We start from the raw sequence: 14,165 nt of genomic DNA on the forward strand, positions 1-14,165 counted from the left end.
TTTTGCTGACGTACCTCGCGGGGGCTTTGCCCCTGTCGCGGCCTGCGGCCTTGCCCGCCTCCACCCTCATTGCCGGGGGGCTAGTCCGGAGCAGGGCATTGCGGGCTTTGCCCTCCTTGTCCTGCTCCGGTTGCGGTAGGATTTGTCGCTCCGGTCAGTCAAGGGTTCGCTACGCACCGTCCTCGCCATGCTCGGCCTTGCGGCCTGTGCGTGGCTCTGGGCGGCCCCTTGACAGCCCTCCCGCTCGGTTTGGCACCCAAAGCAAGGCAAGCGGCTTCTTCTACAAACCGATAAAATCCAATCAATTCGATTAACGGATGCTATCCCAAAGCCGACATCAAAATTGGGCAAAGGATTCTCAAGAATCTCGTTTTCTGCTATGTTTTTCTCAACAAATTCAATAAGAAAGCGGAGCATTCAATGCGGCAAGCGATCACGAGAATCAAAGGGCTGACGGTTAATATCGAAGTCGTTGAGGTTTACCAAACGGACCAACACGGCGGCATCCTCTGCTACGTGGCGACGATTTACATTCAAGCACCCGGAAGCGCAGACAAGAGGCTGGTCCGTAAGAGCCGGTTACCCGGTGCGGCAACGGCGTTGAAGGCCGAAATCAAAAGGGATGGTTTACGGGCGTTTGACCGGATGCTGGTCAATCCTGATCATCGGCAGCCTCGATCTCTTCATCCGTGAAGAACCGTGCTCCCAACTGTATCTTTCGCCCTGTAGTAGGTTGTACGGTTTCTTCGCCTAAGCATTGGGCTATAGCTTTAAGCACGGTAGAAGTGGTTGGCATCGGCTTTTCAGAAAAGCCACCGCCACCGACGCGGATATATTCTACCCCATCAGGTGACACACGGATTTCCGTGAATAGGGCACGAACAGCGTTGGCCGCTTGTGTGCGAAGTTGGATATCGTCCGGCTCCTGCAAAAGCCGCCGTGCCAATTCTCCAACTTCCTGTCGGCCATGTCTGTACCGGGCAGCGTAGGATACTTTTTGCGACATTAGTTGATTTCGACTTATGTCGGATTTCAAAGTTTTTCGCTGCTTCTCCAGCTTTTGTACGCGTCGTTCCAAAATATCGCTCAGGCCTGTGCGCTCAATTGCATCAGCTATTTTCTCGATGCGATCTTCAACATCCGCGAGCTGGTCCCTCAGGCTGGAATTACGTGTCGCGTGCTCGTCATCACTTAGTCCCTTTGTCCCATTGGTCGACAGGATCGCGTGGCTCTGCAAAACCTCATAAGTGTACTTTTCGGTGTGCAGGCATCCGCCATCCAGCAAGGATTTTCCACAACGCAGGAAAGGCCTTCCGCCCTTCTTTCCCTTGTCGATGTAGTGCATCCCACCGCCACAGGTGCTGCACTTTACCAAGCCAGATAGCACGTTCCTATGCTTTCCGGCCGGAGCGCGTACATTGCTGGTCGCACGGGACGAGACGACTGCTCGCGCTTTGTAAAAGGTCTCACGATCTACAACCGCAGGAAAATAATCCTCGATGGTTTCAGAGGCTGTTTCATCGGAGCCACCTGCTCTTTTGCTCCGAGGCGTGTACTCCCCGAAAACCGCCGGATTTTCCAAAATTTTCTTGATGTAAGAATCGTGCCAGATTGAGCGTTTGCCCTTTTTGCTGGTCCATGATTGAACACCCATTTGGTTTAGGCGTTTTGCAATGCTACGTGTTCCCAGGCCCTCAATCGCCCACGCGAAAATACTCTGTACGACAGTCGCCCGCTCCGGAATCGCAACATAGCGTTGTCCCACCTTCGCCAGCCATGCGGGGCATATCTTTGTCATTGCAACTTTGTCAGATTCAGCAAGTCGCCGCTTTTTCTCCCACGCTTGGCTGACGCGGTCGGATTTGATTGCTGACTCGTCGTGAGATCGCATCATTAATGCGATGCTGACGATGAGTTCCGTGGGACTCTGCGCAATTGATGCGTCGGAGTAGATTTTGTTGTCGGACAAAGTAGCAAGGATGATGCCGTGTTCGATCAGCGTCAGAAATAGCCGCAAAGCAACATGGACCTGCTCGCGCGATAGGCGATCAAGGCTCTCCACAATGAGGTACGAACCTTTTTGAATTTCACCCGCTTCGACTTTAGCTAAAAACGCGCCGAGGCTCCCTTTTTCCTTATTGCTTCCGCGATAAGCTGATATGCCTTCGTCTTTGAGAGATTCATCTAGAGCCAGATCATGAGCGGCAGCGAATGCTCTTGCTTTATCGATTTGGCGGCGAAGGCTGTCGCCCTTTGCCTGCTCTGGCGTTGAAAAGCGGACGTAAGAATAAGCTGTCTTCATATCGGCACCATAAAAACAAAAGGTTACAAGCAACATAACAGGCTGTTCGTCGGACCGCCCGGCTCCGGCAAATCCATGCTCGCCTCGCGCCTGCCGTCGATCCTGCCGCCCTTGTCGACGAATGAACTGCTGGAAGTGTCGATGATCCATTCGATCGCCGGCCAGCTTTCCGGCGGCAAGCTCTCGGACCGGCGGCCCTATCGCGCACCGCATCATTCCGCCACCATGGCGGCGCTCGTCGGTGGCGGCCTGCGCGCCAGGCCGGGCGAAGTCTCACTCGCCCATCACGGCATTCTGTTCCTCGATGAGCTGCCGGAGTTTTCGCTGCAGGCACTCGATGCGCTGCGCCAGCCACTGGAAACCGGCGAGTGCGTCATTGCCAGAGCAAACCACCGTGTCTCCTATCCGGCCGGCATCCAGCTTGTCGCGGCCATGAACCCCTGCCGCTGCGGCATGGCCGGCGAGCCGGGTCATACCTGCGCCCGAGGACCGCGTTGCGCTTCCGATTATCAGGGCCGCATTTCCGGCCCCTTGCTCGATCGCATCGATATCCGCATCGACGTGCCGGCGGTCTCCGCCGCCGACCTCATCCGGCCGACAGCCTCGGAAAGCAGCGCCGATGTCGCACTCCGCGTGGCACGTGCCCGCGAGCGGCAGCGGGAACGCTTCGAACGAGCCGGCATGAAGGATGTCAGCACCAATGCCCGCTGCTCGACGGCGATGATCGAAACCATCGCCGAGCCGGATGCCGCCGGCCTGCAATTGCTGCGCGATGCGGCTGAGAAGATGAAATTCTCGGCCCGCGGCTATCATCGCATTCTCAAGGTGGCGCGCACTCTCGCCGATCTCGACGACAAGCCGACCGTCGGGCGCATCCATCTCGCCGAAGCCATCTCCTATCGCATCGCCGGAGAGCGGCTGACCGCGCATGCCTGACAATGCGGGACTCTACAACATCTGATCGTCTCCAGCCGGCCTAAATGAAAAAAGGGGTGCCGAAACACCCCCTTTTTCCAAATCAAGATGGCGAATGGCTTTGTCAGCCGCCAAGACCCTCGAAGAGCGCCGTCGAGAGATAGCGCTCGGCGAAGGACGGGATGACGACGACGATAGTCTTGCCTTCGTTTTCGGGACGCTGGCCGATCTTGATGGCCGCTGTGAGCGCCGCGCCGGAGGAGATGCCGACCGGCACGCCTTCGAGCTTGGCGACGAGCCGCGCCTGCTGGAACGCCTCGTCATTGCTGACGGTCACCACCTCGTCATAGACATGCGTATCGAGAACTTTTGGCGCGAAGCCGGCGCCGATGCCCTGGATCTTGTGGGGTCCGGGATTGCCGCCGGACAGAACTGGCGAATCCGCCGGCTCGACCGCGATGACCTTGATGTCGGGCTTGCGTGCTTTCAGCACCTGGCCGACACCGGTGATCGTGCCGCCGGTGCCGATACCGGAAACGAAGATATCGACCTTGCCTTCGGTGTCGTTCCAGATTTCTTCGGCCGTCGTCTTGCGATGGATTTCCGGATTGGCCGGATTTTCGAACTGCTGTGGAATAATCGCATCCGGCAGCGACGCGGCCAGCTCTTCGGCCTTGGCGATCGCGCCCTTCATACCCTTCGGTCCCTCAGTCAGCACCAGCTCGGCGCCAAGCAGCGCCAGCATCTTGCGACGCTCGATCGACATGGTTTCCGGCATGGTGAGGATCAGCCTATAGCCCTTGGCGGCAGCGGCAAAGGCGAGCGCAATGCCCGTGTTGCCCGAGGTCGGCTCGATCAGCACGGACCGGCCGGGAGCGATCTTGCCCTGGGCTTCCAGGCTCTCGATCATAGCGACGCCGATACGGTCCTTCACCGAAGCGATTGGATTGAAGAATTCGAGCTTTGCCAGGATGTTGGCCTTGACGCCCTTCTCCTTCGCCAGCTTGTCGAGGCGCACGATCGGCGTATCGCCGATGGTCTCGGTGATCGAGGCATAGACGCGGCCGCGGCCGGGTTTGCGGGTGTCGGACATGGGTAGCTCTCCCTATATTGGAATTATGCAATGACAATAGGATCAAACGCCCGCGGAAACCAGAGTGCGCAGCCGTTCCTCGCGTGAAGCACGTGAGAAAAGAATCTCATAACGGTCTTACTTAAGGATGTTTTTTTCAGGCGGTGCGCATGGCGATGAAGGCAGCGGTCGCGGCGAGGATGCTGGCGGCGACCCGGTTCAGGATCTGCAGCGCCCTCGGCTTCCTGAGAAAGGTGCGCGCTCGCGACGCCAGCAGCATATAGGGCACCAGAACGATCAGAAGGACGATGAAAGTCGCCGTCACCAGCGTCGCATATTCGCGCAGCCCGATGCTGCCGATATCGATCAGGGTCGGCACCAGCGCAACATAGAAAAGCATGGTCTTGGGGTTGCCGAGCGTGACAAGCAGGCCGGAGAGGAAGGACATGCCGGCGCTGTTCGATTTCTTCGCGGCGATGTCGGTCGCAAGCAGGCCCGCTGTCCAGAGCTTCCAGGCGATATAGCCGAGATAAAGCGCACCGGCGATCTTGATGACGATGAAGACCTCGGTGAAGGTCTGCGCGACAAAGGCAAGCCCGAGGATGACGGCCGTCAGGTAGATGGTGTCGCCGAGCACAAGGCCGAGGCCCATGAAGAAGGTCTCGCGAAAGCCGGAGCCGAGGGCGCGCGCCACGATTGCCGTGATACCAGGACCCGGGATCGCAGCGGCGATGAAGAGGGCGCCGCAATAGGCAAACAAGGCCGCGAGCGTCATGGAATTCTCCTCCTGAGATGGTATTCGCTCTATCTCACCACCTTTGCGTTTTCAAGCGATTGCGCTGGTGCAGCGAACATATTACCAAGGCATTAACGCCGCGTCGCAACTGCTTTGCACAAGGATATCATGTCTTCCGCATTGCTCCTGATCGATCTTCAGAACTCCATCCTGACGGGCCTCGGCACGCCGGATCGTCAGCCCGTGATAGATGCCGCACTGGAGGGGGTTGTCACTAGGCTGGCGGCGCTGAAGCACAAGGCGCGTGCCGCCGGCATTCCCACCTTCATCGTCCAGCATGACGGCGGCCCCACCCATCGTTTGGCCAAACGCAGCGAAGGCTGGCAGTTGCGCCGGGAGATCGCGCCGGAAGCCGGCGATGCCGTCGTGCACAAGACGAGCTGTGATTCCTTCTTCGAGACGGATCTGGAGGCAAAGCTGCGAGCGCGTGGCGTCACTCATCTCATCGTCGGCGGCTGCATGACGCAGTTCTGCGTCGATACGACCGTGCGGCGCGCCGTCTCACTCGGTTTCGATGTCTCGCTGATCTCCGACGGACACACCACGGCGGATATGGGCAAACTGAGCTTCGAAGAGATTGTCACCCATCACAATATGCTGCTTGACGGTTTCGATGCCGGGCCGCATGAAATCAAGCTGGTTGCATCCACCGAAATCTCCTTCTGAAGCCCTTCCTGCCGGAGCCTCCATGCCGCATCTGACCAGCATGATCACCTTTGCCCTGATCGCTCTCGGCATGGTGCTGACACCCGGGCCGAACATGATCTATCTGGTGTCGCGCTCCATCTCGCAGGGGCCTGCGGCAGGCCTGATCTCCCTTGGCGGTGTCGCCTGCGGCTTCCTTTTTTACATGCTCTCGGCCGCACTCGGCATTACCGCTTTCGTCTTTGCCGTGCCTTTTGCCTATGATGCGCTGAGGCTGGCGGGTGCCGCCTATCTTGGATGGCTCGCCTGGAATGCGCTGAAACCCGGTGGCCGTTCGGCCTTTCAGGTGCGCGAGCTGCCGAAGGATAGCGCGCGCCGGCTCTTCACGATGGGGCTGGTGACCAGCCTGCTCAATCCGAAAGTGGCGATCCTTTATTTGTCGCTGCTGCCGCAGTTCGTCGATCCTAGCGCCGGTAGCGTCTTCACCCAGTCGATCATTCTCGGCTTTGCACAGATCATCATCAGCGTGACATTCAATGCTATCTTCGCGCTGAGTGCCGGCTGGATCGCGATGTTCCTCACCCGCCGTCCGTCCTTCGCGCTGGTGCAGCGCTGGCTGATGGGCACTGTGCTTGCCGGGCTCGCTGTGCGCATGGCTTTTGAGGCTCAGCGCTAATGCGAGTTGTGTCAACAGCAGTCACCGCCGGTCTTCTGATGTTAGCAACCTTCGCGTCGCCTACCTCGGCAGCGGAGAAGGACGTGCAGACGATCGTCTTCATGCGCCATGGCGAAAAGCCGGAAGCAGGTCTCGGCCAACTGAGCTGCCAAGGTCTCAACCGGTCTTTGGCTCTGCCCTCGGTGCTAAGCAAGCTCTTCGGCAAGCCTGCCGCGATCTTTGCGCCGGATCCGTCGAAGCGAAAGGACGATTCCGGCACCTCCTACGATTACATCCGGCCGCTCGCGACTATCGAACCGACGGCAATCGCCTTTGGAATGCCTGTCGATACCAGCTTCGGCTATAAGGATATCGATGATCTGAAAGCCGAGCTGAAGAAGTCGAAATATGCCGGCAAGCTGGTCTTCGTGACCTGGGAGCATAAGCAGATCGTCGATCTCGCCCGCCAGCTGATGAGCGAGAATGGTGGCGATGAAAAAGCGGTGCCGAAATGGCATGGCAAGGATTTCGACAGCCTCTACGTGCTGCGGATCGGCGGAGGCAAGGCGAGATCGGCGGCAACATTCGAAAAGATGGCGGAAGGTCTCGACGATCGCTCCGAACTCTGTCCGAATCCGGCTAAATAGCCTTAGAACACTGGTCGCATGAAGCTGCGTTCGTAGCTGAGGATGCAGCGCGTTTCCTCGCCATAGGCAAGGGCGGCCTGGCATTCAGCATCTTCGGGTATTTTCAGCCGATATTCCTCATAGGCGGCAAGGCTCGGGAAGCTGAAGAGCGCCAAGGCGATGTTGCTGGCGCCTTCATGCGGCATGAAATAGCCGTGATGCGTGCCGCCCATGCGGTTGACCAGCGGAATCCAGAGCTTGGCGTAATGCTCGAACTGGGCAAGCTTATAGGGATCGATAACGTAGCGAAGATAGCAGGTGATCATTCGGCGACTCCCTTGGAAACATGGTGGTTTCTATTCCAGGGCAGGGGGATCGTCCATCCCAGATTCATGCCGGCAGCAGCCGCGAGAATGATGACTGCGCCGAGGATCTGCGCCAGGCCAAGCACATGGCCGAAGGCGAAGCGATCGACCACGATGGCAGCGATTGGATAGACGAAGGAGAGCGCCCCGGTCAGATGCGTCGGCAGCTTCTGAATGGCGCCATAGAGCAACACATACATCAACCCGGTATGGACCACGCCCATGGTGACGAGGATCGACCATCCCCCGGCATCCTGGGGGGCGGCCGAGAAATCGGTAAAGGGCGCTAACATGAGGATGCCAGTAGAGACCTGAATGAGCGCGATCAGGTGTGGCGGCGTACCTTTCAGCCATTTGGCGGCGATCGCCGCCAGCGCATAGAAGAAGGCCGCACCCAGCGAGAGCAGGATGCCGATCGCATAGCTTCCACCACTCGCTGCCCCCGCCGGCTTGCCTTCGACGATCACGGCCATGCCGGCAAAGGCGAGGCCTAACCAGAAGAGCTTGGTGAAAGTGATCCGTTCGCCCAGGAACAACGCGCCGAGACCCAGCAGCATGAAGGGCTGCGTGTTGTAGATGGTCGTGGCGATGGAAATGGAGGCGTGGGAATAGGCCGCGAAAAGCAGCAGCCAGTTGAGCACGATGGCGATCCCGCCACCGACGGCGATGGAGAATGTCTTCAGATTGAGGATGCCGGGACGCAGCAGGCCCATGGTCCCGCAGATAACGAGCAGTGTCAGCGCCCCGAAGAAGCAGCGCCAGAAGACGACGCCAGTCACGGCTTGCCCGGACATCAGCACGAACCAGCCGATGGTGCCTGAAATCAGCATCGCCGCCGTCATTTCCACCGTGCCGCGCTTAATTTCGCTCATTGCCTTTGCTCCCGTCTATCTACCCCAATCATATTGCGGTATCGGAGCTGGTGATATAGGTTTAGTAAGGCAATAGAGCTCAGATGCCTAAATAAATGAGGGTGAATGATGGGTGTTCCTAATGCAAGCCTGGGTCTGGATGAGATCGATCAGCGGATGCTGGAGTCGCTGGCGCGCAATGCCCGCATATCGCTGAAGGAACTGGCGGAAGCGGCCGGCCTGTCGTCGCCGAGTGCGGGGGAACGTCTGCGGCGCTTGGAGGAGCGCGGCATCATCTCGGCCTTCACCGTCGATATCGCGCCGGAGGCTATCGGCTATCCCCTGCAGGCGATCGTCCGCATCCGGCCTCTGCCTGGCCAGCTGCATGTCGTCGAGCGCATCATTCAGGAGACGCCGGAGTTCATCGAATGCGACAAGGTCACTGGCGACGATTGTTTCATCGGGCGCCTGGTGGTGCGGTCGATGAGCGAGCTCGATGGGATATTGGACAAGATCACCGAGCGGGCCGAGACGAACACATCGATGATAAAGGCGACACCGGTCAAGCGCCGGCTGCCGCCGCTTTCGCGCTAGAGCAATCCTTGGGAAAGTGGGCAGCAGTTTTCCGTTGGGAATTGCGGAATCCAACAAGCTAGAGCCGCTTAACGGCTCTAGAATTCCGCCATGGGCGAAAGCATGAGCGGCCCGGCAATATCATGGGCCGCTTTACCGCGTGCCATTAGCGTCGTGTAACCCTCGTAGGGCTGCAGCGATACCTGGCAATCCAGCCGATCCGGTGAAAAGCAGATCTCGATGCGATCGGGTTCGATATCAAGCGCGGACAGGATGGCCGCCAGAGAGGGGATGGCCGTTGCCACGACATCGAGAAGCCAGAGAGTCGCGCCGTCGAACGTCCATGCGATGACCATTTCATCCCCCAATGCCGTCAGGCGGATCGCGGTGTTGAAGGAGGCATTCAGCAGAAACATCTCCATCTGTCTGACAACGGCAAATTGGGCAGAGACCGGCTGCCGGTTTTGCAGCAGCGTCTTGACCAGGCGCAGATCATCAGGCGCTTCGAGCGACAGTTGCCGGGCAGCCGAGTCGGCTTTTCCAAGCTTCGGCATCTCCGCGACGAAGACATGTTGCGGTAGAGAGCGAAAGCCGTAACGCGCATAAAGCGCAGGCTTGTCGGTGAGCAGGAGATCGAGCTCGTAGCCCTCCGCCTGGGTGCGAGCAAAGGCACGCTGCATGAGATCGCGATAGAGCCCGCGCCCACGCCATTCAGGCCGCACCGCGCCAGACTGATATCCCGCTGCCCTGACGGCACGGCCGTTGACGATCAGTGGCATGGAGAAGGCGGTGAAATTGGCGATGCAACGGCGATCGGCATCGAAATAGCCAAACGGCATGCTTGTGGGATCAGGGCCACCCAATCGATCCTGAATACCGACGTCGATGGAGAACGTATCTTCAAGCAGGTCGGCAAGACCCTTCCACGCAGCTTGATCGCCGAAATAGTCCTGTCGTAAGGTCAGGCCATGCGTCTGGGCAATCTCCGACATCACACGCCGGTCGAGCCGAAACCGCCTGCGCCGCGCGTGGTTTCGCTGATCTCAGCAATCTCGGCGATACGCACCTGCATGACTGGCGCTATAACCATCTGCGCGATGCGCATGCCGCGAGTGATCTCGAACGCCTCCTCGCTAAGGTTGGCCAGCAGCACCTTCACTTCGCCGCGATAGTCGCTGTCAACTGTGCCGGGCGAGTTCAGGCAGGTAATCCCATGCTTGAAGGCAAGTCCTGAACGCGGGCGGATCTGTGCCTCGAAGCCTTCAGGAACTTCGAAGACAAAACCCGTTGGAACGAGAACCCGATTCCACGGTGCGATCGTCAGCGTCGCACCATCGTCGATGGCAGCGCGCAGGTCCATACCGGCCGCGCCCTTGGTTTCGTAGGCGGGTAGTTCCAGGCCCTCCCCATGCGGCAGGCGGACGAGGTTCAGGGTCGGAGTGATGTCGGTGTGAATGGTCATGCGGCAATAGTTTGCGTTTGAAAGCCGGAGGTCAATTGCATTTGGGGCTTTGAGTCGCTAGATACGGCCGCAATTCACAGGATTCACACGCATGGCTGAAAGTCTCGCCGAGGCGGTTTCCCGCCGCCGCACATTCGCTATTATCGCTCACCCGGACGCGGGCAAGACAACGCTCACCGAAAAGCTGTTGCTGTTCGGCGGTGCCATCCAGCTTGCCGGCGAAGTCAAGGCGAAGAAGGATCGCATGCAGACGCGCTCCGACTGGATGAAGATCGAGCGCGAGCGCGGCATCTCGGTCGTGACTTCGGTCATGACCTTCGAGTATGAAGGCAACGTCTTCAACATCCTCGATACGCCCGGTCACGAAGACTTCGCCGACGACACCTATCGTACGCTGACGGCCGTCGACGCCGCGGTCATGGTCATCGACGCCGCCAAGGGTATCGAGCCGCGAACGCTGAAGCTGTTCGAAGTCTGCCGCATGCGCGACATCCCGATCATCACCTTCATCAACAAGATGGACCGCGAAAGCCGCGATCCCTTCGAAATTCTCGATGAAGTCGAAGAGAAGCTGGCGCTGGATACGGCTCCGGTCACTTGGCCGATCGGTCGCTCCAAGACTTTCTGCGGCTCCTACCATCTGGCCGACAATACGGTGCGCGGTTCCGATACCGAGGTCGAGGCGACCAAGGTGAACGGCCCACAGGCGGTCGCCGACCGGCTGCCGGAAAACGAGCGCCAGGCCTTTATCGACGAGACGGAACTGGCGATCGAAGCCTGCCGTCCCTTCGACCGGGTCTCCTTCCTCGAAGGCCACATGACACCGGTCTTCTTCGGCTCGGCGCTGCGCAATTTCGGCGTGCGCGATCTCATCAATGCGCTCGGTGCATTCGCGCCGCCGCCGCGCGATCAGGTCGCCGACATCAGAACGGTGCACGCGACCGACGACAAGATGACGGCCTTCGTCTTCAAGATCCAGGCCAACATGGACCCGAACCACCGCGACCGCATCGCCTTTGCCCGCATCTGCTCCGGCAAGCTGGAGCGTGGCATGAAGGCGCGGCTGTCGCGCACCGGTAAGCAGCTGGGCCTCACTGCGCCGCAATTCTTCTTCGCCTCGCAGCGCCAGCTCGCCGACACGGCCTATGCCGGCGATGTCGTCGGCATTCCGAACCACGGAACGCTGCGCATCGGCGATACGCTGACGGAAGGCGAATCCCTGGTCTTTCAGGGCGTGCCGAACTTCTCGCCGGAAATCCTGCGCCGTGTTCGTCTTGAAGATGCGATGAAGGCAAAGAAGCTCAAGGAAGCCTTGCAGCAGATGGCCGAAGAAGGCGTCGTGCAGCTCTTCTCGCCCGAAGATGGCTCGCCCGCCATTGTCGGCGTCGTCGGCGCCTTGCAGCTCGATGTGCTGAAGGAGCGCCTGATGGCCGAATACGGCCTGCCGGTGTCGTTCGAAATGTCGCGCTTTTCGGTCTGCCGCTGGATCTCGGCCGACCAGTCCGCCGATCTCGAAAAGTTCGTCACCGCCCGTCGCGGCGACATCGCCCGCGATCTCGATGGCGATCCGGTCTTCCTCGCCCAGGACGGCTTCTCGCTGCGCTATGAAGCGGAACGTTATCCGGCCATCAAGATGGCCGCGATCAAGGAATATCACGCCGTCAAGGCGGCTTGATATCGAAGACGTTGCAGCCGCAGGCGACGAGCCTGTGGCTCACGGCGCTATTGTACTCATCAGCTCCGCGTAGCGCGCCTCGGTGGCCTCATCCAGCGGAAACATGCATTCGACCCGCAGCTCCTGCGTCGTGATCATCTGCGCGGTGCCGACCGTCGTCACCAAAGAGAAAAATCTCAGGACATGCCTGTCCTTCACGAAGGATAAAGGGATCAGCGGCGCATTCTCGAGCGCCGGCGATGTCTGCCATTCGGAATTCACATCGGGGTAGGCGAGCAGACTGTCGATCAGCTCCTTCGTCCGTAATGCCGGTGTCGAGCGAAAGCTCGAGCTGGCTCTTGCCACGCGTGTCGCGCCATGCACGTAGCTGCGGTCCCAACTCGTTTGGCAATCTCAGTTCTGCGGGGAACGAACTCATCCTGCAAAGCCTCGCTTCGTCCGTTTGGTATGGCGGGGCTGTATTCGGCATCCCCGCCAGCCTCAGTTCTTATGAGAAGGCAACAGGTCCGACCGAACCGTACCAGTGGCGCACTTTCGTCGGATCTGCCTCATCCATGTAAAAGAAGTGCGTCATGACCGGCTTGACCACCGCCTGCGTGCGATCATTCGGGCTCATTGTGACGGTTCCTCGGAACACCTTGAGCGATCCGGCGTCCCAATATTCGGTGACATCATGCGATGCCGTGAAACCGGTGTCGATGAAAGCGCGCAAGTTCCGGCGAATGGTTTCGCGTCCCTTCCAGTCGGCAATGCCGAGATTGCATGTGGCGTCTTCCGCGAGACAATCAAAGCCTTCGCCGAAGGTCTTGTCGTCGATTTCGCGCCAGAAGGCGAGCAGCCATTGCGGGGCTTCCGTCTTGGTGAATGACATGGTCGTCATGGAATTCTCCTAAGCCTGCCTTTGGAATGATGTCGTGGCCATTGACGTCATCCCGGAAGGCTTTCTTTCGTTGAAGGGCTGAAAAGCTCTTCCTGCAAGAAGATGGTCGTTAGATACCCCGAGACGGATGCCGCTCTCAATTACATGCGATGTAATGAAAGCATGGTCCATGAGCTCTCAAGTCGAGGTGATTGGTTCGGATGCGTTTCATTTTGGAATAGTGCCATCGCGATGTTCCATCCGATATAGCGCTATGCCATAGTGCCGCCCCGAGGTCCCCTCGATCAGAACGAGCAGCTTTCATGATGAAATTTCTTGCGGTTCTTGCTCTGGCCGTTGTCGGCCTGATGCCGGTCGCAGCCGAGGCGCGAATCATCACCGATGCGGCCGGACGCACGGTGTCTGTGCCGGATAAGATCAACCGCATTCTGGTGGCCGGGCCGCCGGCAACAGCGCTGGTCTATGTGCTGGCGCCCGAAAAACTGGTGGGTTGGGTTCATGCCCCTGATGATGCCGCCAAGGCCTATCTGATGCCGTCGGTGCGGTCGCTGCCGACAATCGGGCGCCTGACGGGCAAGGACGGCACGGTCAGCGCACAGGCAGTCATCGATGCCAAGCCGGACATCATTCTCGATGCCGGCACGGTCGACCCGACCTACAAGGCGCTCGCCGACAAGGTGCAATCGGAAACGCACATTCCGTATATCCTTGTGGATGGCAGCTTCGCCCGCACGGCCGATACGCTTCGCGACGTCGGCGCACTGATCGGTGTCGAGGACCGTGCGAACAAGCTTGCCGACTATGCCGATTCAGCAATCAAGGATCTGAACGACAAGCTCGCGACGCTGCCGAACGATCCACGACCACGCGTCTATTATGGCCGTGGTGCCGATGGCCTCGAAACCGGGCTTTCCGGCTCGATCAATCTCGAGATCCTCGATGCCGTTGGCACGATGAATGTCGCCGCCGCTGCCGGCAAGGGTGGCCTCGCCAAGGTAACGCCGCAGCAGGTCGCCGGCTGGAACCCAGATATCATCATCGCCGAGAGCCCTGCCTTTGCCGCCTCGGTGAAAAACGATCCGCAATGGGCCGGCATCAAGGCCGTCAAGGACGGCAGGATCTTCGTGCCGCCGTCTCTGCCTTTCGGCTGGTTCGATTCCCCGCCCGGCGTCAATCGGCTGCTCGGCGTGCGCTGGATGGAGAAGTTGCTCTATCCGAAGCTCTTCCGCAGCGATTTTTCCGACGATGTGAAGGAATTCTACAAGCTGTTCTACCAGGTCGATCTGACCGACGATCAGCTGACGGCATTGCTGAGGGGCATGAAGTAACCACTCTGATAAGGAAGGCG

The 14,165-nt window shown here is 59.2% G+C and carries 16 protein-coding genes and 1 pseudogene; 8 read left to right on the forward strand and 9 right to left on the reverse strand.

The genetic code is table 11. The features are described from left to right. Positions 1–420 precede the first annotated feature (420 nt). Complete coding sequence (locus tag FBZ97_RS23495; RefSeq protein ID WP_145322173.1) at positions 421–693, forward strand: hypothetical protein; 273 nt, start codon at positions 421–423, stop codon at positions 691–693. Here the strand turns inward: FBZ97_RS23495 and FBZ97_RS23500 are convergent. Then, entirely contained in the window at positions 653–2,335 is a 1,683-nt protein-coding gene (locus tag FBZ97_RS23500) for a recombinase family protein (protein ID WP_246661845.1), read from the reverse strand. The genes FBZ97_RS23495 and FBZ97_RS23500 overlap by 41 nt on opposite strands. Here FBZ97_RS23500 and FBZ97_RS23505 point away from each other — a divergent pair. After that, a pseudogene (locus FBZ97_RS23505) lies at positions 2,336–3,238 on the forward strand (ATP-binding protein); the annotation flags it as partial. Between the two features lie 103 nt (positions 3,239–3,341). On the opposite strand, the gene cysK reads toward FBZ97_RS23505, so the two are convergent. Beyond that, positions 3,342–4,310, reverse strand: a complete 969-nt coding sequence (gene cysK, locus FBZ97_RS23510; RefSeq protein WP_145322177.1) for a cysteine synthase A — start codon at positions 4,308–4,310, stop codon at positions 3,342–3,344. A 136-nt stretch (positions 4,311–4,446) separates the two neighbouring features. Beyond that, positions 4,447–5,064 (reverse strand): LysE family translocator, encoded by a 618-nt coding sequence (locus FBZ97_RS23515; RefSeq protein ID WP_145322180.1) that lies wholly within the window; start codon positions 5,062–5,064, stop codon positions 4,447–4,449. Between the two features lie 129 nt (positions 5,065–5,193). Between FBZ97_RS23515 and FBZ97_RS23520 the strand changes: the two genes are divergently transcribed. The 3 genes from FBZ97_RS23520 to FBZ97_RS23530 are packed head-to-tail and all read left to right on the forward strand — an operon-like array spanning position 5,194 to position 7,032. Continuing rightward, positions 5,194–5,751, forward strand: a complete 558-nt coding sequence (locus FBZ97_RS23520; protein ID WP_145322182.1) for a cysteine hydrolase family protein — start codon at positions 5,194–5,196, stop codon at positions 5,749–5,751. Between the two features lie 22 nt (positions 5,752–5,773). Further along, entirely contained in the window at positions 5,774–6,406 is a 633-nt protein-coding gene (locus FBZ97_RS23525) for a LysE family translocator (RefSeq protein WP_113329929.1), read from the forward strand. A gap of 38 nt (positions 6,407–6,444) precedes the next feature. Further along, on the forward strand, positions 6,445–7,032 hold the full coding sequence (locus FBZ97_RS23530; protein WP_246661833.1) for a hypothetical protein: 588 nt from the start codon (positions 6,445–6,447) through the stop codon (positions 7,030–7,032). A gap of 2 nt (positions 7,033–7,034) precedes the next feature. Here FBZ97_RS23530 and FBZ97_RS23535 read toward each other — a convergent pair whose 3' ends face one another. Together FBZ97_RS23535 and FBZ97_RS23540 are read right to left on the reverse strand one after the other, a co-directional pair. Then, complete coding sequence (locus tag FBZ97_RS23535) at positions 7,035–7,337, reverse strand: NIPSNAP family protein (RefSeq protein ID WP_113329931.1); 303 nt, start codon at positions 7,335–7,337, stop codon at positions 7,035–7,037. Next, positions 7,334–8,248, reverse strand: coding sequence for a DMT family transporter (locus tag FBZ97_RS23540; RefSeq protein ID WP_145322185.1), 915 nt, complete (start codon positions 8,246–8,248; stop codon positions 7,334–7,336). The genes FBZ97_RS23535 and FBZ97_RS23540 overlap by 4 nt, the downstream gene beginning before the upstream one ends. 108 nt (positions 8,249–8,356) lie before the next feature. On the opposite strand from FBZ97_RS23540, the gene FBZ97_RS23545 reads away from it, so the two are divergent. Then, positions 8,357–8,821, forward strand: coding sequence for an Lrp/AsnC family transcriptional regulator (locus FBZ97_RS23545; protein WP_113351363.1), 465 nt, complete (start codon positions 8,357–8,359; stop codon positions 8,819–8,821). 77 nt (positions 8,822–8,898) lie between these two features. On the opposite strand, the gene FBZ97_RS23550 is transcribed toward FBZ97_RS23545, so the two are convergent. Together FBZ97_RS23550 and dut are read right to left on the reverse strand one after the other, a co-directional pair. Next, positions 8,899–9,792, reverse strand: a complete 894-nt coding sequence (locus tag FBZ97_RS23550; RefSeq protein WP_145322187.1) for a GNAT family N-acetyltransferase — start codon at positions 9,790–9,792, stop codon at positions 8,899–8,901. Further along, positions 9,792–10,262 carry a dUTP diphosphatase gene (gene dut / locus FBZ97_RS23555; RefSeq protein WP_145322189.1) on the reverse strand — a complete coding sequence of 157 codons (471 nt, stop codon included), beginning with the start codon at positions 10,260–10,262 and terminating at the stop codon, positions 9,792–9,794. Before dut ends, FBZ97_RS23550 begins: the two co-directional genes overlap by 1 nt. Positions 10,263–10,353: 91 nt before the next feature. Here dut and FBZ97_RS23560 point away from each other — a divergent pair, with 91 nt between their 5' ends. After that, positions 10,354–11,937, forward strand: coding sequence for a peptide chain release factor 3 (locus FBZ97_RS23560; RefSeq protein WP_113329936.1), 1,584 nt, complete (start codon positions 10,354–10,356; stop codon positions 11,935–11,937). A 39-nt stretch (positions 11,938–11,976) separates the two neighbouring features. On the opposite strand, the gene FBZ97_RS23565 is transcribed toward FBZ97_RS23560, so the two are convergent. Together FBZ97_RS23565 and FBZ97_RS23570 are read right to left on the reverse strand one after the other, a co-directional pair. Next, positions 11,977–12,282 carry a hypothetical protein gene (locus FBZ97_RS23565; RefSeq protein WP_246661834.1) on the reverse strand — a complete coding sequence of 102 codons (306 nt, stop codon included), beginning with the start codon at positions 12,280–12,282 and terminating at the stop codon, positions 11,977–11,979. Between the two features lie 142 nt (positions 12,283–12,424). After that, positions 12,425–12,817: a nuclear transport factor 2 family protein gene (locus tag FBZ97_RS23570; RefSeq protein ID WP_145322191.1), complete on the reverse strand. Its 393-nt coding sequence runs from the start codon at positions 12,815–12,817 to the stop codon at positions 12,425–12,427. Between the two features lie 302 nt (positions 12,818–13,119). Between FBZ97_RS23570 and FBZ97_RS23575 the strand changes: the two genes are divergently transcribed. Further along, positions 13,120–14,145: an iron ABC transporter substrate-binding protein gene (locus FBZ97_RS23575; protein WP_145322193.1), complete on the forward strand. Its 1,026-nt coding sequence runs from the start codon at positions 13,120–13,122 to the stop codon at positions 14,143–14,145. Positions 14,146–14,165 lie beyond the last annotated feature (20 nt).

The sequence above is a fragment of the Rhizobium sp. ERR 942 genome (assembly GCF_007828395.1).
Classification (GTDB): domain Bacteria; phylum Pseudomonadota; class Alphaproteobacteria; order Rhizobiales; family Rhizobiaceae; genus Rhizobium; species Rhizobium dioscoreae.

Coding starts and splice junctions, on each gene's coding strand:
- FBZ97_RS23495 (WP_145322173.1), top strand. CDS start 421: ATGCGGCAAGCGATCACGAGAATCAAAGGGCTGACGGTTAATATCGAA.
- cysK (WP_145322177.1), bottom strand. CDS start 4,310: ATGTCCGACACCCGCAAACCCGGCCGCGGCCGCGTCTATGCCTCGATC.
- FBZ97_RS23515 (WP_145322180.1), bottom strand. CDS start 5,064: ATGACGCTCGCGGCCTTGTTTGCCTATTGCGGCGCCCTCTTCATCGCC.
- FBZ97_RS23520 (WP_145322182.1), top strand. CDS start 5,194: ATGTCTTCCGCATTGCTCCTGATCGATCTTCAGAACTCCATCCTGACG.
- FBZ97_RS23525 (WP_113329929.1), top strand. CDS start 5,774: ATGCCGCATCTGACCAGCATGATCACCTTTGCCCTGATCGCTCTCGGC.
- FBZ97_RS23530 (WP_246661833.1), top strand. CDS start 6,445: ATGTTAGCAACCTTCGCGTCGCCTACCTCGGCAGCGGAGAAGGACGTG.
- FBZ97_RS23535 (WP_113329931.1), bottom strand. CDS start 7,337: ATGATCACCTGCTATCTTCGCTACGTTATCGATCCCTATAAGCTTGCC.
- FBZ97_RS23540 (WP_145322185.1), bottom strand. CDS start 8,248: ATGAGCGAAATTAAGCGCGGCACGGTGGAAATGACGGCGGCGATGCTG.
- FBZ97_RS23545 (WP_113351363.1), top strand. CDS start 8,357: ATGGGTGTTCCTAATGCAAGCCTGGGTCTGGATGAGATCGATCAGCGG.
- FBZ97_RS23550 (WP_145322187.1), bottom strand. CDS start 9,792: ATGTCGGAGATTGCCCAGACGCATGGCCTGACCTTACGACAGGACTAT.
- dut (WP_145322189.1), bottom strand. CDS start 10,262: ATGACCATTCACACCGACATCACTCCGACCCTGAACCTCGTCCGCCTG.
- FBZ97_RS23560 (WP_113329936.1), top strand. CDS start 10,354: ATGGCTGAAAGTCTCGCCGAGGCGGTTTCCCGCCGCCGCACATTCGCT.
- FBZ97_RS23570 (WP_145322191.1), bottom strand. CDS start 12,817: ATGACGACCATGTCATTCACCAAGACGGAAGCCCCGCAATGGCTGCTC.
- FBZ97_RS23575 (WP_145322193.1), top strand. CDS start 13,120: ATGATGAAATTTCTTGCGGTTCTTGCTCTGGCCGTTGTCGGCCTGATG.